Here is a 20,948-nt window from a genome sequence, read left to right on the forward strand (position 1 = left end):
GATGATGAGCACACTGTTAAACCCCTATTTCGGCGAATTTGGCGGCATGTATGTGCCGCAGATCCTGATGCCCGCCCTGCGTCAACTGGAAGAGGCGTTTGTCAGCGCCCAGAGCGACGCGGAATTTCAGGCGCAGTTTACCGATCTCTTAAAAAACTATGCCGGGCGCCCGACGGCGCTGACGAAATGTCAAAACCTTACCGAAGGTACCCGCACCACGCTTTATCTTAAGCGTGAAGATCTGTTGCACGGCGGCGCGCACAAAACCAACCAGGTGCTGGGGCAGGCCCTGCTTGCCAAACGTATGGGCAAAACGGAAATCATCGCCGAAACCGGCGCCGGACAGCACGGCGTGGCGTCTGCACTGGCAAGCGCGCTGCTCGGCCTGAAATGCCGCATTTATATGGGCGCCAAAGATGTCGAGCGCCAGTCGCCAAACGTGTTTCGCATGAAGCTAATGGGCGCAGAGGTCATACCGGTCTACAGCGGCTCGGCGACGTTGAAAGATGCGTGTAACGAGGCGCTTCGCGACTGGTCCGGCAGTTACGATCGCGCGCATTATATGCTCGGTACCGCGGCTGGCCCGCATCCATTCCCGACCATCGTGCGTGAATTCCAGCGCATGATAGGCGAGGAGACTCGCGCGCAGATCATGGAAAAAGAAGGCCGTCTGCCGGACGCTGTCATCGCCTGCGTCGGCGGCGGCTCTAACGCCATCGGCATGTTCGCGGACTTTATTAATGAAACGAGCGTGGGGCTTATCGGCGTCGAGCCTGCGGGCCACGGTATCGAAACCGGCGAGCACGGCGCGCCGCTCAAGCATGGCCGCGTAGGCATTTACTTCGGCATGAAAGCGCCGATGATGCAGACCGATGACGGCCAGATTGAAGAGTCCTACTCTATTTCTGCAGGGCTCGACTTTCCGTCTGTCGGTCCGCAGCATGCGTACCTCAACAGTACCGGACGTGCGGAGTATGTGTCGATTACGGATGATGAGGCGCTGGAAGCCTTTAAGACGCTCTGCCGTCAGGAAGGGATTATCCCGGCGCTGGAATCCTCCCACGCCCTCGCCCACGCGCTGAAAATGATGCGCGCGGACCCGGAGAAAGAGCAGTTACTGGTAGTCAACCTGTCCGGGCGCGGCGATAAAGATATCTTTACCGTTCACGATATTTTCAAAGCACGAGGGGAAATGTAATGGAGCGTTATCAGCAGCTGTTTGACCGCCTGGCAGCCCGTAAGGAAGGCGCGTTTGTTCCCTTTGTGACGCTTGGCGATCCGTCGCCTGAAGTGTCGTTACAGATTATCGATGCGCTTGTAGAAGGCGGTGCCGACGCGCTGGAGCTGGGCATTCCATTCTCCGATCCGCTGGCGGACGGCCCTACCATTCAGAGTGCGACGCTGCGCGCTTTCGCCGCAGGCACTACGCCGGATCAGTGCTTCGAAATGCTGGGCGCTATTCGCCAGAAATACCCGGCGCTGCCCATCGGCCTGTTAATGTACGCAAACCTGGTATTTAGCCGCGGCGTTGACGAATTCTACGCGCGCTGCGCCGCTGTGGGCGTCGACTCCGTGTTGGTGGCCGATGTGCCGGTGGAAGAGTCTGCCCCGTTCCGCCAGGCGGCAATGCGCCATAACGTGGCGCCGATTTTTATCTGCCCGCCGAATGCCGATGACGACCTGCTACGTCAGATTGCCTCGTATGGCCGCGGCTATACGTATTTGCTGTCGCGTGCGGGCGTCACGGGTGCGGAAAATCGTGCCGCGCTGCCGCTCAATCATCTCATAGCGAAACTGACTGAATACCACGCCGCGCCGCCGCTGCAGGGGTTTGGGATTTCAGAGCCCGCACAGGTGCAAGCCGCGATTGCCGCAGGCGCGGCGGGGGCAATTTCCGGCTCAGCGATCGTGAAGATCATCGAGAATAACCTCGACGATCGCGCCGCGATGCTGGACGCCTTAAAAGCGTTTGTCCACGACCTTAAAGCGGCCAGTTTGCCTGCGTAAACCCGTTTGACGACAAAAAAGCGCGAGCGATCGCGCTTTTTAAATCCCTGCTAATCAGTCACATCCAGAGTTCCATTCATAAAATCCCCTGTGAGTCCAGCGATACGATCTGATTTTGAGCAAAATCTTAAGGCACGTGTCGCATTCCTGACCAAAACTTAAACTCAAGACAACGAAGCCTGGCCGCAAACGACAGCAACTTGCGAGCCCGCCTTAAAAGGAAACGGCAGGTTTCGTTGGTATAAGCGTTGGAGCCACCCGCAACGGCACAGACGCCGCCCCGGCAAGGCCGCCGGAGGACGATGTGGCAACTGACTTCAGACCATAAACCGCGTGAAAACGTAACGCGCAATCGCAACCAGCGTTGTCTGGCTCGGTTACGGGAAAGGGTGGAGGTGAAGATGATTAACCAGCATATGATGAACAAAGCTCGCCGTGCAGCTCGTGAAGCGTTAACCAAAAGAAATGCCCGCAAATGGGACGAAGCCAACCGCATTATGCGTCAAGCCGCCGCCAGCGCGTTTAACTGAGACGCTGAAGCTCGTGTCCGCAAGCCTTGCACGCGGTCACATGCGAGTCGCCGGTTTACCATTTCACCCGGCAGCAATAAAAAACCAACCTTTCGCGGTTGGTTTTTTATTGCTGATGCCTTAAGACGGGCGTCGCTTGCTTAAAAACGGTAACCCGCCGAGAACATAAATACCCACGGATCGAGGCGAGTATCGATGCTTTGCTGTTGACCGCCCGCTTTGAATTTCACCGTCGTGTCGATATCCATGTACCAGACCGACATGTTAATCATCCAGTCTTTATTCACCATATAATCGAGACCCACCTGCCCCGCCGCACCCCAGGAATCCTCCAGGCTCAGATCGCTCAGACCGTTTTTCTTGCCGGTGTCGTTAAAATCTTCGTCGAAGAAAGTGGTGTAGTTAATCCCAGCACCAATATAAGGACGCAACTTGCTTTGCGAATCGCCGAAATACCACTGCGCCATTAACGTGGGCGGCAGATGATGAACCGTCGCGATGTCTCCGGTCGCGCCGAGCCCGACTTTATGGCGGAACGGCGTGGCCGCCAGAAGCTCAACGCCAATATTATCGGTCGCCATATACGTAAAGGTCAGGCCCAGTTGCGTATTGTTATTAACCTTAAAACCGCCCATACCCAGCACATTGTCTGAGCCTTCTGACGGACGAACCGTCGCCGTACCGGCGCGCATAAAGAAATCACCTGCCTCATGCGCCGAAGCCATACCTGAAAAACAACCCGCTAACGCCAGCGCCACTATGAGTTTTTTCATTCCCGTTTCCCTTCTGTGGTTTTATTTGCCGGGTGAATATACTCACTACGAGTTAGGAAGTGATCCAACGCAGATCACATTCAGGACGCTAATTTAACATTCATTGATCTGAATTAATTTTTACCCTTACTGCGGCTTCGATGAATTTGATTTCAGGTCAATTTTTGCCTGCCGCCACGCCAAAAATATTCCCCTTTTCCCCTCTTGAAAGTCATCCCGGAGGGGAATAATTTAACTTCTTCACAATTTTGAAACGATACGTTGTTTAGTTGCAGGTGAATGATGAGCGATCTCAACCCGTGCATGACGTGCGGTGCCTGTTGTGCTTTTTTTCGTGTCTCTTTCTACTGGGCCGAGGCGGATGACGCGGGCGGCCTTGTCCCGGTTCATCTCACTGAGCCGTTAACCCCTTTTCTGCGCTGTATGTGCGGCACTAACCAGAAACAGAGCCGTTGCGTAGCGCTCGAGGGTACGCCCGGCGAGTCGGTGCGTTGCACCGTTTATGAACATCGTCCATCGCCATGCCGGGAGTTCACGATGTCTGGCGAGGGCGGCGTGGTGAACGAGGCGTGTAATCGCGCCCGCGCCCGTTACGGTTTGCCGCCGCTTCCTGACAATTCCTTACCTGTCGCGCCCCTTTACAACGCTGCCACTGCGCCATCATCCAGGGTACAATTGCCGGCGGAATAATATCTGCCAACCCAAGGAGAGTGCATGTCTATCACGGCAAAATCCGTTTACCGTGACACGGGTAATTTTTTTCGCAATCAGCTCGTAACCATCCTGCTGATTGCGCTGCTTTGCGCCTTTATTTCTATGATTCTTGGCCGGGCGTTTACACCGGATGCCGATCAACTCGCTATCCTCAGCGAGGGCGATGCGCTAAGCAGCAGCGCCAGTCTGTTTGAACTGGTGCAAAACATGACGCCGGAACAGCAGCAGGTATTGCTGAAAGCTTCGGCGGCCTCCACCTTTTCCGGGATGTTCGGCAATACCTTACTGGTAGGCGGCGTGCTGCTGCTGATTCAGGCGGTCTCTGCCGGGCAAAACGTCAGCGCGTTGCGCGCCATTGGGGGTGCCGCACCGATGCTGCCGCGCCTGTTTATCCTTATCTTCCTGACGACATTCCTGGTGCAGATGGGTATTTTGCTGGTGGTGGTCCCAGGCGTGATCCTCGCCATTGTGCTGTCGCTGGCACCGGTTATTCTGGCGCAGGATAAAGCGGGTATTTTTGCCTCAATGCGCAACAGTATGCGTCTCGCGTGGCGGAATATGCGTCTGGTCGCGCCGGCAGTTTTGGTGTGGTTGCTGGCCCGAACCGCCCTGCTGATGTTTACGCCCGCCTTTGCCGCGCTGACGCCGCAAGTAGGCGCGGTTGTCGCCGGGACGTTGAGCAACCTGTTGACCGCGCTGCTCCTCATTTATTTATTCCGGTTATATATGCTTATCCGGGAATAACCTTTTTTGCCCGGGCGCGGCGATCGTGCGCGGGCCTCTTGATGGAACCGATGTATGAAGCAGTTACTCGATTTTTTGCCGCTGATTGTCTTTTTTGTCGTTTATAAGCTGCACGACATTTTCTGGGCAACCGGGGCGCTGATTGTGGCCACCGCCCTGGCCGTGATTTATAGCTGGTATAAATTCCGCAAAGTCGAAAAAATGACGCTGGTGACCTTCGCCCTGGTCGCGGTGTTCGGCGGGCTGACCATTTATTTCCACAATGCGGAATTCATTAAGTGGAAAGTGACCATCATTTATGCGCTCTTTGCCGGTGCACTGCTGATTGGTCAGTGGGTCATGAAGAAACCCTTGATTCAGAGCATGCTGGGTAAAGAGATAACGTTACCGGCGCACGCCTGGTCTCGTCTTAATCTCGCCTGGGCGCTTTTTTTCATTGCCTGCGGCCTGCTTAATATTTACGTCGCGTTCTGGCTTCCGGAAGCGGTCTGGATGAATTTCAAAGTATTCGGCATTCCTGGCCTGACGCTGGTCTTTACCCTGTTGAGCGGCGTTTATATGTATCGCCATATGCCGCAAGAAGACAAATAACACCCGCGCAGCCCTTCAGTAAAAACGCCCCTGAGCTTACGCCCGGGGGCTTTTTTTTGCGTATTTCAAACCATTTACCCACACTTTTTTCAAGGAAATACAATGCCCTGCGCAATTATTACCCCATTGTGGAGAAATCATGGAGAATCACAATTATATGTTGTAATGATAATTGTTATCATTATCATGCAGGCGAGTGATTACATTTCTACACAATATGGAATAATTGATAATGTTTGAAATAAAGCATGACATTCGCAAGCCATTAGCACTGGCAGTGGCCTCGCTCATCGGAAGCGGCGCCTGTGCCGCACAGGCAGAAAGCATGGACGGCGGCGACGTCATGGTGGTGCAGGCCACCGCCGAACAGGCGCTTAAACAGCAGCCCGGTGTTTCCATTATTACTGCTGATGACATTGAGAAAGATCCTCCGGTCAACGACCTTTCAGACATTATTCGCAAAATGCCGGGCGTTAACCTGACCGGTAACAGCGCCAGCGGCAGTCGTGGCAACAATCGCCAGATCGATATCCGTGGTATGGGGCCGGAAAACACGCTGATCCTCGTCGATGGCGTCCCCGTCACCTCTCGTAATGCGGTGCGTTACAGCTGGCGCGGTGAGCGTGATACGCGCGGCGATACCAACTGGGTGCCCGCGGAGATGGTAGAACGCATTGAAGTTTTGCGTGGCCCGGCGGCGGCACGCTACGGCAGTGGTGCGGCAGGCGGCGTGGTTAATATCATTACCAAACGTCCTACCAACGACTGGCACGGCTCGTTTTCGCTTTTCACCAACCAGCCTGAAAATGATAAAGAAGGCGCAACCCGACGCGCCAATTTCAGCCTGAGCGGCCCGCTGGCGGGCGATGCGCTGACCATGCGTCTCTTTGGCAACCTCAATAAGACCGATGCTGACGATTACGATATCAATACCGCACAAAATGGGTCTTATGCCGCCGGTCGTGAAGGCGTGCGTAACAAAGACATCAACAGCGTGCTGTCGTGGAAAATCACGCCTGAACAGATCCTTGATGTTGAATATGGTTACAGCCGTCAGGGCAACATCTACGCAGGCGATACACAAAACAGTAACAGCGACGCCAGCGCTGACGGTCTGGTGCCTTCACTTTACGGGCACGAAACCAACCGCATGTATCGCCAGAGCTATGGCATTACGCATAACGGCATCTGGGACTGGGGTCAGTCAAAGACCGGGTTTTATTATGAAAAAACCAATAATACCCGCCTTAAGGAAGGCACCGCGGGCCGCTATGAGGGCATGATAACCGACGAGAAATACAGTACCAGTCGGCTTGAAAACTACCGCGCCAGCAGCGAAATCAACGTGCCACTAAACCTGCTTGTTGAGCAAACCATGACGCTGGGTGCCGAATGGGATCGCGAAGCGCTCAACGATCCGGCGTCTATGCAGTCCACCAATGCCAGCAACATCACGATTGGCGGTGTCTCCGGTAATGCCGCTTCCCGTAGCAGTAAAAACAGCGCCACCCTCGCCGCCGTCTATTTTGAAGACAATATCGACGTGCTGCCCGGCACTGTCGTGATCCCGGGCCTGCGTTACGACCATCACAATCAGTTCGGTGGTAACTGGAGTCCGAGCCTGAACCTCTCTCAGGAGCTTACCGATAATGTCAAACTTAAAGCCGGTATTGCACGTGCCTTCAAAGCGCCAAACCTGTATCAGTCGAGCAAAGGTTATCTGCTCGCTACGCGTGGCAACGGCTGCCCGATTGGCGTAAACGGCAGTTGCTACCTGCTGGGCAATGAAAATCTGAAACCGGAAATCAGTATTAATAAAGAGATTGGGCTGGAATATACGAAAGACGGCTTTGATGCAGGCGTGACGTGGTTTCGTAACGACTACCAGAACAAAATCGTCTCCGGCGATCGCGTACTTGGTTACGCCTCTAACGGCAATAATATTTTGCGCTGGGAAAACGGCGGTAAAGCGATTGTAGAAGGGCTCGAAGGTAATCTGACGATCCCTCTGGTGCAGGATGCGTTGAACTGGCGTACAAACGCGACTTATATGATTAAATCGGAGATGAAAAAGAACGGGAATCCGCTGTCAGTCATTCCGAAATATACCGTCAATACGATGCTGGACTGGCAGGTGAACGATAAACTCTCCACTAACCTGAACTGGACGTTCTATGGCCGCCAGAAGCCGCGTCAGGCCGCAGAGATCCGTGTGGAAGGTGATGGTAATCTTTCCCGTAAAGAAGTGGGTGCGTATTCCATCGTCGGTGTCGGCGTCAATTATGAACTGACCAAAAATCTGCGCCTGAACGGCGGTATCAGTAACCTGTTCGACAAAACGCTTTATCGTGAAAACGAAGGCGCATCGACCTATAACGAGCCAGGCCGCGCTTACTATGCCGGTGTGACCATGTCCTTCTGATTGCTGTTTTGCAGGGAGGCATTCGCCTCCCTTTTTCATGTGCCAGGGATAGCCCCCTTTTCTCTCTTCTTTTCCTGCCTTCACCCCGCCATACGTAGTGTTATCATCTTGTCGCTCCGCGTCCTTCAGGCATTGCCCTCGCGCGGATCCGGTAACTGCTAACCACAATTGAGAAGCCCCATGACGACAGAGCAAACCTCGCCGCAAGGCGAACTGGTGTTACGTACGCTGGCCATGCCCGCGGATACCAACGCAAACGGTGATATTTTTGGCGGCTGGCTGATGGCGCAGATGGATATTGGCGGCGCTATCCTGGCGAAAGAGATAGCCCACGGCCGCGTGGTGACAGTGCGTGTGGACGGCATGACCTTCCTGCGCCCGGTGGCGGTTGGCGATGTGGTGTGTTGTTACGCTCGTTGCGTCAAGCGCGGCACGACGTCGGTGACTATCAATATCGAAGTCTGGGTGAAGAAAGTTTCTTCGGAGCCGCTCGGGCAGCGTTATCGCGCCACCGAAGCGTTATTTATCTATGTCGCGGTGGATGACGAAGGAAAACCACGCCCGCTGCCGTCCGTGGCATAGCGATATAAAAAAGCCAGAGACAGTGCTCTGGCTTTTTTATTTAAGGGCAATTACTGCATTGTTGCTCCGCCGTTAATGCGGAAAACAATATTCACAATCAGCCCGGTTCCTGGCTTACCGGCCTCATAGCGCCATTTGCGCATCGCCTGTTTTACTTCTCGCTCAAACATGTTCGCGGGTTTGGCGGAGAGGATCTGAACGTTTTCCACGCTGCCATCCGCCGCAACGTCGAATTTCACGCGCACTTGCCCTTCCATACGCAGCGCATAAGCGCGCGCCGGGTATTGCGGCTGGTTACGGCTTAAAGCTCGCGGGCCCGCTGGCGCCACGTTTTTAGGCGCAGACGGCGCAGGATTTGACGTTGCCGTAGTTCGTGACGGCGAGGCGTTCTCAAACGGCGACGCCGGTCGCGGCTCGGCCGGTTTTACTTCTCGCTTCGGCTGCTCTTCCACCTTTTTCACCGGTTTCGGTTTCGGCTTCGGTTTTGGCTTCGGTTTTTCGATAACCACCGGCGCTTCTTTTGGGGGCTCTGGTACGGGCTCAGGTTCCACTTCCGGCTCGGCGACAGGCTCAGGTTGCGGTGGTGCGACTTCCGGCTGGGGCGGTTCAAGCGCTTCGGGCGCCACCATCGTGACCGAAATCGGCTGCGAGGGCGCGGGCATTTCAACAACCTGATTTACCGAGGTATAAAGCACAGCCGCCGCCACGATGGCGCCGTGGACAGCGACGGAAAGTAACGTCGGCCACGGAAAACGGCGAGGCATATCGAGGGTCATTGAAGTCATAGTCGTTTCACTGAATGAATGAGAGCTTAATTTTAAATGCAAATAGCAATCATATTCAACAACTCAGCCCGCATCCGCCCAATTTGTTCCATGGACTGCCGAAATTTACCGCTTAAATGTTAAGGACTTAACAGGCCGTTTAACTTTGCGTTGCACACTTTACGGCTTTCACCTACCGTTATTCACCTCGCCGTTTCATAAAAGGAGTGTGACGTGCTTTATGTAATTTATGCGGAAGATGTGGCTGATTCTCTGGAGAAGCGCCAGTCGGTGCGCCCTGCGCATCTGGCTCGTTTACAGCTGTTACGTGATGAGGGTCGGCTGCTGACCGCAGGGCCAATGCCTGCGGTAGACAGCAACGATCCGGGTGCTGCGGGTTTTACTGGCTCAACGGTCATTGCGGAGTTCGCGTCACTCGAAGCCGCGCAGGCCTGGGCTGAGGCCGATCCGTATATCGCCGCAGGGGTCTATAAGACCGTGGCAGTGAAACCTTACAAAAAAGTTTTCTGACCGCAGCCGCGTACAGGTTGCGCGACCGCAAAGGGCATTGACTGACGTCGTGCCCTTTTTTGCGCGGTCATGTTTTGCAGGCGTTGCGTTATTTACCGCCCGGCACCAGTCGCAGCATGGTGACAGAAGCGTTGTTTCGCCCGGCATGGCATTTATGCGACGTCACAAACTGGCGGGCCGCTTCACAGGCAGAAACACTCTCAGGCAAGCGCTGGCTGACGGTAATCGCCTCTTTCGCAAAGCCGAAAATCCCGCTGGTTAAACTTCTGTCTTCAACAGTTCTGGGTCGTGCGCCGCAGGCTCCTTTGCGTAACAAAAATTTATGGATTTCTGTCAGAAATTCCTCTTGCTTAGTCATAAACGCTCCATCAGTTACGGATGAAAGTAGCACCTGTAGGAATACAAGCTGTCGATGCTGTTAATCTAACCTGGACAGACCAGAAACAATCGCCGGAAATAACATTAAAAATGCTTCATTTTACATAAGAGCAATTATCACCAGCGGGAATACAGGATATATTTCAAATTGTGAATTTACGTTAAGTTTTGAAAACCTTACCAATGCATTGTTTTTTAAGGATTTTCTCGCAAACATTCAGCATATTCCCACGCAAGAAATATTCAAATTTGCCCTTCCTTATTAAGCAAATTCTTATACCAGAATATTCCTAATTTTATTTAAAACCATTAGCGCGGCGCGAGAAGTTGCTTCGGGAAATTTAACGCGAACAGGACAAGAGCAAAGCCGATAAAAAAGGGATAAAACAGGCGTTATTAACGCGGCGGGAAAAGGCGGTATGAAAAAGCGTGAAGGAGACATTCGGGGGCACCGCAGGCGGTGCCCTTTCACTGCGTTTAGCGATCGTGGATGGCGAACAGCAACGAATTGCGCTGACGATTCAGAACACATTTTCTGATAGCGTGGATTCGCATATTGCGTCGGGATTGTGCTTCCAGCCAGCGAGCTTTACGCCGTTGAGACTGCCGCTGCATGCGCCAGCGCCCAACTTCGGTTCTACTACGCCTCATTTCTACTACTCTTGACTGAAACAGAGCCGACATTATAGTCCCTTCCGGCCCGCAGACCAGCGCTTTTCTGGCACGTTCTTATTGGAGTGCGACAGGGTTGTGCGTAAACTCTTAACGATACGCTTTTTAAAGGATTTTTAATCTATGACAACCTTCTACACGGTAGTGAGTTGGCTGCTCATTCTGGGATACTGGCTGCTTATCGCGGGCATAACGTTACGCATCCTGATGAAACGTCGCGCAGTGCCCTCCGCCATGGCCTGGCTGCTTGTCATTTATATTCTGCCGCTGGTAGGGATTGTCGCGTATCTGTCTGTGGGAGAACTGCATCTGGGCAAGCGTCGCGCCGAACGCGCCCGCGCAATGTGGCCTTCCACGGCGAAATGGCTTAACGATCTGAAAGCCTGCAAACATATCTTCGCCGAAGAAAACAGCGCGGTGGCAAGCGCCCTCTTCCAGCTGTGTGAACGCCGTCAGGGCATCGCCGGGGTAAAAGGCAACCAGTTGCAATTGCTGACGTCTTCCGATGACGTGATGCAGGCGCTTATTCGCGATATCCAGCTCGCGCGACACAATATTGAGATGGTTTTTTATATCTGGCAGCCCGGCGGCATGGCGGATCAGGTGGCGGAATCACTGATGGCGGCGGCGCGGCGCGGCGTACATTGCCGGCTGATGCTTGATTCCGCAGGCAGCGTCGCGTTCTTCAGAAGCCCCTGGGTGGGCATGATGCGCAATGCGGGCATCGAAGTGGTGGAGGCGTTGAAAGTTAATCTGTTGCGTGTTTTCCTGCGTCGTATGGACCTGCGCCAGCACCGCAAGATGATCATGATAGATAACTACATCGCTTACACCGGCAGCATGAACATGGTTGACCCGCGCTATTTTAAACAGGACGCGGGCGTCGGTCAGTGGGTCGATTTGATGGCGCGAATGGAAGGCCCGGTCGCTACCGCAATGGGGATCGTCTACTCCTGCGACTGGGAGATTGAAACAGGTAAACGTCTGCTGCCGCCTGCGCCAGATGGCAATATCATGCCGTTTGAACAGGCCAGCGGGCATACTATCCACACCATCGCCTCCGGCCCAGGTTTCCCGGAAGATCTTATTCATCAGGCGCTGCTGACCTCCGTGTACGCGGCGCGTGAATACCTCATCATGACCACACCCTACTTTGTGCCAAGCGACGATCTGTTGCACGCCATCTGTACCGCGGCGCAACGCGGTGTTGATGTCAGCATTATTTTGCCGCGCAAAAACGACTCTCTGCTGGTCGGCTGGGCCAGCCGCGCGTTTTTTAGCGAACTGCTGGCGGCGGGCGTAAAAATTTATCAGTTCGAAGGCGGCCTGCTGCATACGAAAAGCGTTCTGGTGGACGGCGAGCTTAGCCTTGTGGGCACCGTCAATCTGGATATGCGTAGCCTGTGGCTCAATTTTGAAATCACACTGGTGATCGACGATACCGGTTTCGGGTCGGATCTGGCGGAGGTGCAGGATGATTACATCTCTCGCTCCCGCCTGCTGGATGCGCGCCTGTGGGTAAAGCGGCCGTTCTGGCAGCGCGTCGTGGAGCGACTGTTTTACTTCTTCAGCCCGTTGCTGTAAAACGTGCCCAACATCATTTACTGGGGTAGTCACGATGGAAATGGATCTGAATAACCGCCTGACGGAAGACGAAACGCTCGAACAGGCTTATGACATTTTTCTGGAGCTGGCGGCAGACAATCTCGATCCGGCAGATATCATTCTGTTTAATTTACAGTTTGAAGAGCGCGGCGGTGCCGAACTTTTCGACCCGTCGGAAGAGTGGCATGAACATGTCGATTACGATCTGAACCCGGATTTCTTCTCTGAAGTTGTCATTGGACTTGCGGAAAAAGAAGGCGACGAAATAACTGATGTCTTCGCCCGTGTGTTGTTGTGCCGCGAAAAAGATCACAAGCTGTGCCACATTCTGTGGCGTGAATAACCCCGCCGCGCGGCAGTCGCCGCGCTACTGCTTCTCTTCTTTGATTCTGGTTCCACATGCGTGGCAGTAATGCGCCTGCTCCTGACACGTTGTGCCGCAGGATGGGCAGCGTTGCGCCGCTTTTTTCTCTGTCAGCGCACTGGTCATCTGCGCGGTGATAATGCCGGTCGGGATAGCGATCACCGAATAGCCTATCAAAATCAGCAGTGACGCCACGGCGCGCCCGCCAGCAGTATGCGGCGTGATATCGCCATAGCCGACGGTTGTCACCGTGACGACGGCCCAGTAGACCGATGTACCGAGCGTGTTAAAGCCGCTCGACGCCCCTTCGATGCCATACATCAGCGCCCCGGCTATCACCATTACGATCGAAATAAACGCGTAAAAGACGATGAGCTGGTGTCGCGCGTTAACAATCGTCTGCCAGAGCAGCCTGGCAGACCCCATCATGCGCAGCAGTTTAAGGATTCGCAGCACGCGTACGGCACGCAATGTGCGCCAGATAAACAAATAATTCATGCCAAGCTCCGGCCAGAGCCAAAGCACATAGAGCGGCAACACCGTCGCCAGATCGATAAGTCCCCAGAAACTCAGCACATAGCGCGCCGGATTGGGCCAGACGGCGAGACGAAGCAAATATTCCAGCGTGAAAATCAGCGTAATGCCCATCTCCAGCCAGACGAAAATATGCCATTCGTCATAGGTAAGATGATATTGCGTGCCGATGCCGGATTCGATAAAAACGACCACCACGCTAAAGAGCGCGAACAGACCGCAGAACGCTTCAAAGCGTCGGCCGCTGTGCTGATGCTGGTCGAAGAGGAAGTGGTAAGCGCGTTGACGAAACTCTGTTATCCCTGACACGTTGTCCTCGCTATAAAGAAGGGCTGGCACCTGCCAGCCCCTGCAATTATAACGGGTCCACCTTCAGGCAGGAAACCGCGTGTCGGAAACTCCCTTCCAGCACCGGACGCGTCTTTGCGCATTCCGGGCCAGCCATCGGGCAGCGGGTGCGGAACACGCAGCCAGATGGTGGGTTGATAGGCGAAGGCAGTTCGCCTTCCAGCAGTTGGATGGTTTTGTTCTTTTCGAGATCCGGGTCCGGGATTGGCACCGCTGACATCAGCGCGCGGGTGTAAGGATGCAGCGGATGATGATAGACCTCATCATAGGTGCCAAGCTCTACCGCATGCCCCAGATACATCACCAGAACGCGATCGGAAATGTGCTTCACTACCGCCAGGTCGTGGGCGATAAAGATGAGCGACAGCCCCATTTCACGCTGCAGTTTTTGTAACAGGTTTACCACCTGCGCCTGAATCGACACATCGAGCGCCGAGACCGGCTCATCGCAGATAATCAGCTTCGGTTCAAGGATCAGCGCGCGGGCGATGCCGATGCGCTGACACTGGCCGCCGGAAAATTCATGCGGATAGCGGTTCACCAGGTTTGGCAGCAGGCCCACTTTCATCATCATCGCTTTCACGCGATCGCGCACTTCCTGACGCGGCATTTTGGGATGATACGTTCGCAGCGGTTCGGCGATGATATCGCCAATGGTCATACGCGGGTTTAGCGAGGCCAGCGGATCCTGGAAAATCATCTGGATGTCATTGCGCACATCGCGCCATTCATTCGGTTTCATGCCCATCAAATCTTTGCCAAGCCACGCCACGCGACCACTGGTGGCTTTCACCAGGCCAATAATCGCACGCGCGAAGGTCGATTTGCCGCAGCCGGACTCACCCACCACGCCCAGGGTTTCCCCTTCGTACAGGCGCAGCGTCACTCCGTCGACCGCTTTTAACGTTTTGGACGGCTGCCAGAACCACTGTTTGCCATCCTTGATATCGAAATGCACCTTAAGATCGGCCACTTCGAGCAGCACTTTTCTGTCTTCAGCAAGGGTGCTCATTTCAGTTCCTCCACCGGTTTAAAGCAGGCGCGCAGGCGGCCTGGAGCGAACTCCTCCAGCGGAGGCATCGTGCTGCAAATGTCCATCGCGTGCGGACAGCGCGGCTGGAACGGACAGCCTTTCGGCAGACGCAACAGGTTCGGCGGATTGCCAGGAATGGTCAGCAGGGATTCCCCTTCGGCGTCAAGACGCGGCACGGCGTTGAGCAGACCGATAGAGTACGGGTGCGCCGGATCGTAAAACACGTCGCGCGCTTTGCCATATTCCATGGTACGACCTGCATACATCACCAGTACTTTATCGCAGATACCTGCAACCACGCCGAGGTCGTGAGTGATCATGATGATAGCGGTGTTGAATTCGCGCTTAAGCTCATTCAGAAGCGTCATGATCTGCGCCTGGACGGTCACGTCGAGCGCGGTGGTCGGTTCATCAGCGATCAAAAGCTTAGGACGGCATAACAGCGCCATCGCGATCATCACACGCTGGCGCATCCCGCCGGAAAACTCATGCGGATACATGCGCATGCGCTTGCGCGCTTCCGGCATTTTAACCGCGTCCAGCATACGAACTGACTCTTCAAACGCTTCGGCTTTGCTCATGCTTTTGTGCAGCATCAGCACTTCCATTAGCTGTTCGCCGACGCGCATATACGGGTTCAGCGACGTCATCGGATCCTGGAAAATCATCGAGATCTGTTCGGCGCGCAGGCGGTTGAGCTCGCGTTCCGGCAGGTTGAGGATTTCACGACCGTTAAAGGTTGCCGAACCCCCGATGCGGCCGTTGGTGGCCAGCAGGCCCATCAGCGCAAATGCAGTCTGAGATTTGCCGGAGCCGGATTCGCCCACGATACCGAGCGTTTCACCGGCGCGCAGGCTGAAGTTCAGGTCGTTGACCGCCGTGACGTCGCCGTCAGGGGTCCCGAACGTGACACGCAGATCTTTCACATCCAGCAGCGTCGCTGATGACGTTGCAGAAGCTTGCTGCGCAGAGAGTTCAATGGTGCTCATGGCGGCACTCCTTAACGATCTTTCGGGTCGAGGGCATCACGCAGGCCATCGCCGATAAAGTTAAAACAAAACAGGGTGATCACCAGGAAACCCGCCGGGAAGAGCAGCAGCCAGGGCGATACTTCCATCGAGTTGGCGCCATCGCTCAGCAGCGCGCCCCAGGAGCTAAGCGGCTCCTGCGTACCGAGACCGAGGAAGCTTAAGAATGATTCGAACAGGATCATGCTCGGCACGAGCAGGGACGCATAGACGACGACCACGCCCAGCACGTTCGGCACAATATGACGCACCACAATATTGGCGGTCGATACCCCGCCCACCTGAGCGGCTTCGATGAACTCTTTGCGTTTCAGGCTCAGCGTCTGCCCGCGGACAATACGTGCCATATCAAGCCAGGACACCATCCCGATAGCCACGAAGATAAGCAGGATGTTTTGACCAAAAAAGGTTACCAGCAGGATAACGAAGAACATGAACGGGAAGGAGTTGAGGATCTCCAGCAGACGCATCATGACCGAATCCACTTTACCGCCGAGATACCCTGACAGCGAACCGTACAGAGTGCCGACGATCACCGCGACGAGCGCCGCGGCGACGCCGACCATCAGCGAGATACGCCCACCGATAGCCACACGCACCAGCAGATCGCGCCCTGAAGAGTCCGTGCCGAACCAGTGGCCCGATTCCGTATCCGGCGCAGCCGACATCATGCCCCAGTCGGTATCAAAATAGCTGAACTGCGACAGCATCGGTGCAAGTGTCACAAAGAGCGCGATAATCGCAAGCACAATCAGGCTCGCCACCGCCGCGCGGTTATGCATAAAGCGACGGCGGGCGTCCTGCCACAGGCTACGCCCTTCTACTTCCAGTTTTTCACTGAAGTTTTCCAGCGCCTCGCTGTTTTTCTTACTCAACATCATGGCGTACTCCAGTGTCAGTAGCGAATTTTCGGATCGATAACGGCATACAGCACATCAACAATCGCGTTAAACAAAATAGTCAGCGCACCGACCAGAATCGTCAGGCTCAGCACCAGTGAGTAGTCGCGGTTGAGCGCACCGTTTACGAACAGCTGTCCGATACCTGGCAGACCGTAAATGGTTTCGATAACCATAGAGCCGGTAATGATCCCAACAAACGCAGGTCCCAGATAGGAGAGTACCGGCAGCAGCGCAGGCTTGAGCGCATGGCGGAGAATTATCCGGCGCATCGGCAGACCTTTCGCACGGGCAGTACGGATGAAGTTGGAGTGCAAGACTTCAATCATCGAGCCACGGGTAATACGCGCGATGCTTGCAATGTACGCAAGGGAGAGTGCGACCATCGGCAGGATCATGAATTTCAGCGCCCCGCCATTCCAGCCGCCGCCCGGCAGCCAGTGCAGAGTGATGGCGAAGATCATGACCAGCAATGGCGCGACCACGAAGCTCGGTATGACTACGCCGGTCATTGCCACCCCCATGACAGCGAAATCCCATTTCGTGTTTTGCTTAAGCGCCGCCATGACACCCGCTGCGACGCCCAAAATCACAGCAAGCAAAAATGCTGCGGCGCCTAATTTCGCGGAAACCGGGAAGCTGGACGCGACAAGATCGTTAACTGAATAGTCCTTATATTTAAAGGACGGACCGAAATCACCTTTCGCCAGTTGCTTCAGATAGTTGAAGTACTGGGTCATGATGGGGTCGTTGAGATGGTATTTCGCCTCGATATTCGCCATGACTTCCGGCGGCAGGTTACGTTCGCCGGTAAAAGGACTGCCCGGCGCGAGACGCATCATAAAGAAGGAGATAGTAATAAGGATAAATAGCGTCGGAATCGCTTCCAGACAGCGACGTAAAATAAATTTTAACATTGCCCGTACCTTCTGGCGTGTGCCTTTGACTCACGGAAAAATAAGACACAGTGGGGCAGGAAACCCTGCCCCACGAATTGCCATTAATGTTTGATAATATACAGGTTTTTAACGTAGACATTATCCAGCGGGTCTTTACCGGTGTAACCACCGACCCACGGTTTCACCAGACGGGCGTTCACGTAGTAGTAAACCGGCACGATGGCGGAATCTTTATCCAGTTGCTGCTCCGCTTTATTGTAAAGCTCGCTACGCTGGCCTTCATCGCTCACCTTCAGCGTATCTTCCATCAGCTTATCAAACGCCTCGCTCTTATAATGCGCGGTGTTGTTGGAGCTGTCAGACAGCATGGTGTTCAGGAAAGAGGTCGGCTCGTTGTAATCCGCACACCAGCCCGCACGCGCCACGTCGAAGTTGCCCTGATGACGGGTATCCAGGAACGTTTTCCACTCCTGGTTTTCCAGCTTCACGTTCACGCCCAGGTTTTTCTTCCAGATGGACGCGGCAGCAATCGCCAGTTTCTTGTGCAGATCAGAGGTGTTGTAGAGCAGATCAAACGTCAGCGGTTTGTCCGCGGTATAACCTGCTTCAGCCAGCAGTTTCTTGGCTTCTGCGTTACGCTGTTCCTGGGTCATTTTGAACCAGGCCGGTTCGGTGAATTTCGCGCCGTCAGTGTAAGGCGGGGTATAGCCGTAAGCCGGCAGGTCGCCCTGGTTTTTCACTTTATGCACGATGATGTCACGATCCAGACCCAGCTTCAGCGCGGTACGAACGCGCGGATCATTAAATGGCGGTTTCTGGTTGTTGATTTCGTAGTAGTAGGTACACAGATACGGGTCAACGTGGACTTCTTTAGGGATCTCTTTTTTCAGTTTCTGGAAGAGTTCAATCGGCATGTTGTTATAGGTCATGTCGATTTCACCGCTGCGGTAGCGGTTTACGTCAGTGACTTCTGAAGAGATAGGCAGATAAGTAACTTCGTTGATAACGGTTTTCGCGTTATCCCAGTAGTTGGTATTGCGCTCAAGCACGATGCGCTCGTTCACTACCCAGGATTTCAGCTTATACGCGCCATTCGATACGATGTTCGCAGGCTGGGTCCATTTATCGCCAAATTTCTCAACGGTCGCTTTAGGCACCGGAGACATGGAGGAGTGCACCAGCAGTTTATAGAAATACGGGACCGGCTCGCTAAGGGTTACTTCAAGCGTATGGTCATCAATGGCTTTAACACCGAGATCGGTGGCCGGTTTTTTACCCGCGATAATGTCGTCGATATTGGTGATGTGGCCGTACTGCAAATAGCTTTCATACGGGGAGGCAGTTTTCGGATCGGCCAGACGCTGCCAGCTGTAGACAAAATCCTGCGCTGTGACCGGCTCGCCGTTGGACCACTTCGCGTCTTTACGCAAATGGAAGGTCCAGACTTTAAAATCTTTGTTTTCCCACTTTTCAGCAACACCCGCGCTCGGGTGGCCTTCTACGTCAGTCACCAGCAGACCTTCAAACAGATCGCGGTTAATGTTCGACTCAGGCACGCCTTCAATTTTATGCGGGTCGAGAGACTGAACTTCCGAACCATTATTGCGCACCAGCGTTTGCTTCTCCGCCAGTTGCACACCCGCAGGTACATTCGCAGCCATTGCGTTACCCGCGATTAGCGCAGAAAGGATCCCCGCCGCTACCAGACTTTTTTTTGTGATGATGGACATTGTGTTGGTACTCCACTCATTATTATTACTGACCAAAGCCAGCCCGTTCTCCCCTAATGGGGACCTGTGCAGCGCAGGAGCTTTCGCGTCTGCCAGGTGGTTTTTCATTTTTACTACGTGCTATCACCGACTTTATTTATCACGGTTGCTCTGTGGCAGCCTGTCGTCGATTCTTTTCCTGCCCTTCCCTGTTTTAAGGACAGTCTCTTGTCGCGCTACCTGTTGAGGGAAAGCGCTTTCATACGAAAATCATTCTCATCTGCTGATAATTCGCAGGCAAATGTTTTGCCGGAAAGTATCAAATGCGTGAATTGTGCGCCAATACAATTTACAAATTTGTTAACCGCTTCTCTTTTGTCGCATTGCCTGGCGTTGCGCCAACTTGTTCTAAAAGCTCAAAATGACCCATTTTTCTTTTTATTATCAATACATTGATGAAAAAACAAGTCGAGTAACTGGCGTGTGATGCTTACAACAGTCAGCCACAACATAACGTTAACAATTGAACAAAAATTAGCACATTTATCTGCAGTGGCGTTGAAATTACTAATAACATTTCGTTAAACCCGCATCAATACTCAAAGTATCATGTGAGGGAAATAACAGACTGATTGCTTTATTTGTGTACGCAATGAATGTAACCGGGCCTGTAATTCATTGTTTTAATAAAGTTTTGGCTAATATCAGATAAAGTTATATGTCGAAACGCGGAAAGGGACGTGTTATAGGAAATGCTAATAATAGAAGAAAAAAGCGAAGCTTCCGCTCCGCTTTTTATCAGCTGGAAGATGACTAACTTACAAGGCCTGGAAACAACGCTTTAATGCCTGTCACAATAAATTCAATACCAAGCGCCATTAGCAGTAAACCCATGATACGCGTAATAACATTAATGCCGGTCTGCCCGAGCAGCCGAACCAGCCAGGGTGCCAGACGAAACACTCCCCAACAGCAGGCGGCGAATAGCGCAATGGCAAGGGTAAAGCCAATCAAATACTGCCAGCTGTGGTAGCGCGTCCCCCAGACGATAGTCGAACTGATGGCACCCGGCCCGGCCATCAGTGGCAGCGCCAGCGGTACAACACCAATACTTTCGCGGATAGCTGTCTCCGATTTTTCCTGCTTGTTTTGTTTATCTTCGCCAAGCTTGCCGCTAATCATCGACATCGCAATAGTGACGACCAGAATGCCGCCCGCAATGCGAAACGAGTCAATCGAAATACCAAAAACCTGAAGAATCGCGTCGCCCAGGAAAAGTGATGTCCAGAGAATAATGGCAACCGAGAGATTGGCGGTGAGGTTCGTTTTATTGCGGGCTACCGCCGTCTGGTAGCTCGTCATACTAATAAAAACAGGAATGATGCCCACGGGGTTTACCAGCGCGAACAGGCCAATAAAGAATTTAAAAAACGTGGGTAAATCAAACAGCATAGAGTTCAAAGGATGCTCCGCAGATTGGGTAGGCAACGGCGTCGCGTAATGTAATCCAAAAGGCCTGCATACGCTACGCCATTACGGCGTTATGCTTTCTCGATCTCGCGCCATATTGACCGCGTCGACCTGTGTTATTCTTTTGTTAGTTTTATGGTAAGTTAAAATTCCTTAGATGTAGCAAATATATTAACCGTCGCTGAATTACCGTCAGAAGGGCTGCTGAAAGGAGTCAGCATGGGGTTAAATTGATTTAGATCACGCTTTTGCTACTCAGAAGTGAGTATCTTGATGATGCCGCCAGGGAGTAAAACATTTTCCAGATGAATGTTTTTAGGCAAGGCTCTTTTAGTAAATCAGCGGAGGTTT

At 53.5% G+C, this 20,948-nt stretch carries 22 protein-coding genes; 11 read left to right on the forward strand and 11 right to left on the reverse strand.

The annotated features are described in order from the left end of the window. Positions 1 to 4: 4 nt before the first annotated feature. The 3 genes from trpB to AFK62_RS10660 all read left to right on the forward strand — a co-directional run bounded on the left by trpB (position 5) and on the right by AFK62_RS10660 (position 2,537). Entirely contained in the window at positions 5 to 1,198 is a 1,194-nt protein-coding gene (trpB, locus tag AFK62_RS10650) for a tryptophan synthase subunit beta (RefSeq protein ID WP_004385017.1), read from the forward strand. After that, complete coding sequence (gene trpA / locus AFK62_RS10655; RefSeq protein ID WP_007681343.1) at positions 1,198 to 2,007, forward strand: tryptophan synthase subunit alpha; 810 nt, start codon at positions 1,198 to 1,200, stop codon at positions 2,005 to 2,007. Before trpB ends, trpA begins: the two co-directional genes overlap by 1 nt. A 302-nt stretch (positions 2,008 to 2,309) precedes the next feature. Beyond that, a complete protein-coding gene (locus tag AFK62_RS10660) occupies positions 2,310 to 2,537 on the forward strand; it encodes a hypothetical protein (protein ID WP_007681341.1) in 228 nt (75 codons plus the stop codon). A 140-nt stretch (positions 2,538 to 2,677) separates the two neighbouring features. Here the strand turns inward: AFK62_RS10660 and ompW are convergent, their stop codons facing one another. Further along, positions 2,678 to 3,310, reverse strand: a complete 633-nt coding sequence (ompW, locus tag AFK62_RS10665) for an outer membrane protein OmpW (RefSeq protein ID WP_007673948.1) — start codon at positions 3,308 to 3,310, stop codon at positions 2,678 to 2,680. A gap of 282 nt (positions 3,311 to 3,592) precedes the next feature. Between ompW and AFK62_RS21185 the strand changes: the two genes are divergently transcribed. From AFK62_RS21185 to yciA, 5 genes are all read left to right on the forward strand, one after another. Continuing rightward, positions 3,593 to 4,000 carry a YkgJ family cysteine cluster protein gene (locus tag AFK62_RS21185; protein WP_007673950.1) on the forward strand — a complete coding sequence of 136 codons (408 nt, stop codon included), beginning with the start codon at positions 3,593 to 3,595 and terminating at the stop codon, positions 3,998 to 4,000. Positions 4,001 to 4,024: 24 nt separating this feature from the next. Next, a complete protein-coding gene (locus tag AFK62_RS10670) occupies positions 4,025 to 4,768 on the forward strand; it encodes a YciC family protein (RefSeq protein ID WP_007673954.1) in 744 nt (247 codons plus the stop codon). A gap of 54 nt (positions 4,769 to 4,822) precedes the next feature. Next, positions 4,823 to 5,359, forward strand: a complete 537-nt coding sequence (locus AFK62_RS10675) for a septation protein A (RefSeq protein WP_007673958.1) — start codon at positions 4,823 to 4,825, stop codon at positions 5,357 to 5,359. A gap of 232 nt (positions 5,360 to 5,591) precedes the next feature. After that, positions 5,592 to 7,781, forward strand: a complete 2,190-nt coding sequence (locus AFK62_RS10680; protein WP_007673967.1) for a TonB-dependent siderophore receptor — start codon at positions 5,592 to 5,594, stop codon at positions 7,779 to 7,781. Positions 7,782 to 7,961: 180 nt separating this feature from the next. After that, positions 7,962 to 8,363, forward strand: a complete 402-nt coding sequence (gene yciA / locus AFK62_RS10685; RefSeq protein WP_007673970.1) for an acyl-CoA thioester hydrolase YciA — start codon at positions 7,962 to 7,964, stop codon at positions 8,361 to 8,363. A gap of 50 nt (positions 8,364 to 8,413) precedes the next feature. On the opposite strand, the gene tonB is transcribed toward yciA, so the two are convergent. Next, entirely contained in the window at positions 8,414 to 9,148 is a 735-nt protein-coding gene (tonB, locus tag AFK62_RS10690; RefSeq protein WP_167338249.1) for a TonB system transport protein TonB, read from the reverse strand. Between the two features lie 213 nt (positions 9,149 to 9,361). On the opposite strand from tonB, the gene AFK62_RS10695 reads away from it, so the two are divergent. Next, positions 9,362 to 9,658 carry a YciI family protein gene (locus tag AFK62_RS10695; protein ID WP_007673973.1) on the forward strand — a complete coding sequence of 99 codons (297 nt, stop codon included), beginning with the start codon at positions 9,362 to 9,364 and terminating at the stop codon, positions 9,656 to 9,658. An 88-nt stretch (positions 9,659 to 9,746) separates the two neighbouring features. Here AFK62_RS10695 and AFK62_RS10700 read toward each other — a convergent pair whose 3' ends face one another. Together AFK62_RS10700 and AFK62_RS21190 are read right to left on the reverse strand one after the other, a co-directional pair. Next, positions 9,747 to 10,016, reverse strand: a complete 270-nt coding sequence (locus AFK62_RS10700; protein ID WP_007673974.1) for a hypothetical protein — start codon at positions 10,014 to 10,016, stop codon at positions 9,747 to 9,749. 497 nt (positions 10,017 to 10,513) lie between these two features. Next, positions 10,514 to 10,687 carry a YciY family protein gene (locus AFK62_RS21190; protein ID WP_129232567.1) on the reverse strand — a complete coding sequence of 58 codons (174 nt, stop codon included), beginning with the start codon at positions 10,685 to 10,687 and terminating at the stop codon, positions 10,514 to 10,516. A 144-nt stretch (positions 10,688 to 10,831) separates the two neighbouring features. Between AFK62_RS21190 and cls the strand changes: the two genes are divergently transcribed. Then, a complete protein-coding gene (gene cls, locus AFK62_RS10705; protein ID WP_007673975.1) occupies positions 10,832 to 12,292 on the forward strand; it encodes a cardiolipin synthase in 1,461 nt (486 codons plus the stop codon). Positions 12,293 to 12,326: 34 nt separating this feature from the next. Beyond that, the gene (locus AFK62_RS10710) at positions 12,327 to 12,656 is read left to right on the forward strand and encodes an HI1450 family dsDNA-mimic protein (protein WP_007673977.1); all 330 of its coding nucleotides are present in this window, start codon (positions 12,327 to 12,329) and stop codon (positions 12,654 to 12,656) included. Between the two features lie 24 nt (positions 12,657 to 12,680). Here the strand turns inward: AFK62_RS10710 and AFK62_RS10715 are convergent, their stop codons facing one another. The 7 genes from AFK62_RS10715 to AFK62_RS10745 all read right to left on the reverse strand — a co-directional run bounded on the left by AFK62_RS10715 (position 12,681) and on the right by AFK62_RS10745 (position 20,579). Further along, complete coding sequence (locus AFK62_RS10715; protein ID WP_007673979.1) at positions 12,681 to 13,520, reverse strand: ion transporter; 840 nt, start codon at positions 13,518 to 13,520, stop codon at positions 12,681 to 12,683. 46 nt (positions 13,521 to 13,566) lie between these two features. Continuing rightward, positions 13,567 to 14,571, reverse strand: a complete 1,005-nt coding sequence (oppF, locus tag AFK62_RS10720) for a murein tripeptide/oligopeptide ABC transporter ATP binding protein OppF (RefSeq protein WP_007673981.1) — start codon at positions 14,569 to 14,571, stop codon at positions 13,567 to 13,569. Beyond that, complete coding sequence (oppD, locus tag AFK62_RS10725) at positions 14,568 to 15,581, reverse strand: ABC transporter ATP-binding protein (protein ID WP_007673988.1); 1,014 nt, start codon at positions 15,579 to 15,581, stop codon at positions 14,568 to 14,570. The genes oppF and oppD overlap by 4 nt, the downstream gene beginning before the upstream one ends. Before the next feature lie 11 nt (positions 15,582 to 15,592). Further along, the gene (gene oppC / locus AFK62_RS10730; protein ID WP_007673991.1) at positions 15,593 to 16,501 is read right to left on the reverse strand and encodes an oligopeptide ABC transporter permease OppC; all 909 of its coding nucleotides are present in this window, start codon (positions 16,499 to 16,501) and stop codon (positions 15,593 to 15,595) included. A 14-nt stretch (positions 16,502 to 16,515) separates the two neighbouring features. Beyond that, positions 16,516 to 17,436, reverse strand: coding sequence for an oligopeptide ABC transporter permease OppB (gene oppB, locus AFK62_RS10735; protein ID WP_007673995.1), 921 nt, complete (start codon positions 17,434 to 17,436; stop codon positions 16,516 to 16,518). A gap of 83 nt (positions 17,437 to 17,519) precedes the next feature. Further along, complete coding sequence (gene oppA, locus AFK62_RS10740) at positions 17,520 to 19,148, reverse strand: oligopeptide ABC transporter substrate-binding protein OppA (RefSeq protein WP_053531898.1); 1,629 nt, start codon at positions 19,146 to 19,148, stop codon at positions 17,520 to 17,522. 792 nt (positions 19,149 to 19,940) lie between these two features. Then, on the reverse strand, positions 19,941 to 20,579 hold the full coding sequence (locus tag AFK62_RS10745) for a YchE family NAAT transporter (protein WP_032984471.1): 639 nt from the start codon (positions 20,577 to 20,579) through the stop codon (positions 19,941 to 19,943). Positions 20,580 to 20,948: the final 369 nt, after the last annotated feature.

Origin of the sequence: Cronobacter condimenti 1330 (genome assembly GCF_001277255.1) — a bacterium.
GTDB classification, from domain to species: domain Bacteria; phylum Pseudomonadota; class Gammaproteobacteria; order Enterobacterales; family Enterobacteriaceae; genus Cronobacter; species Cronobacter condimenti.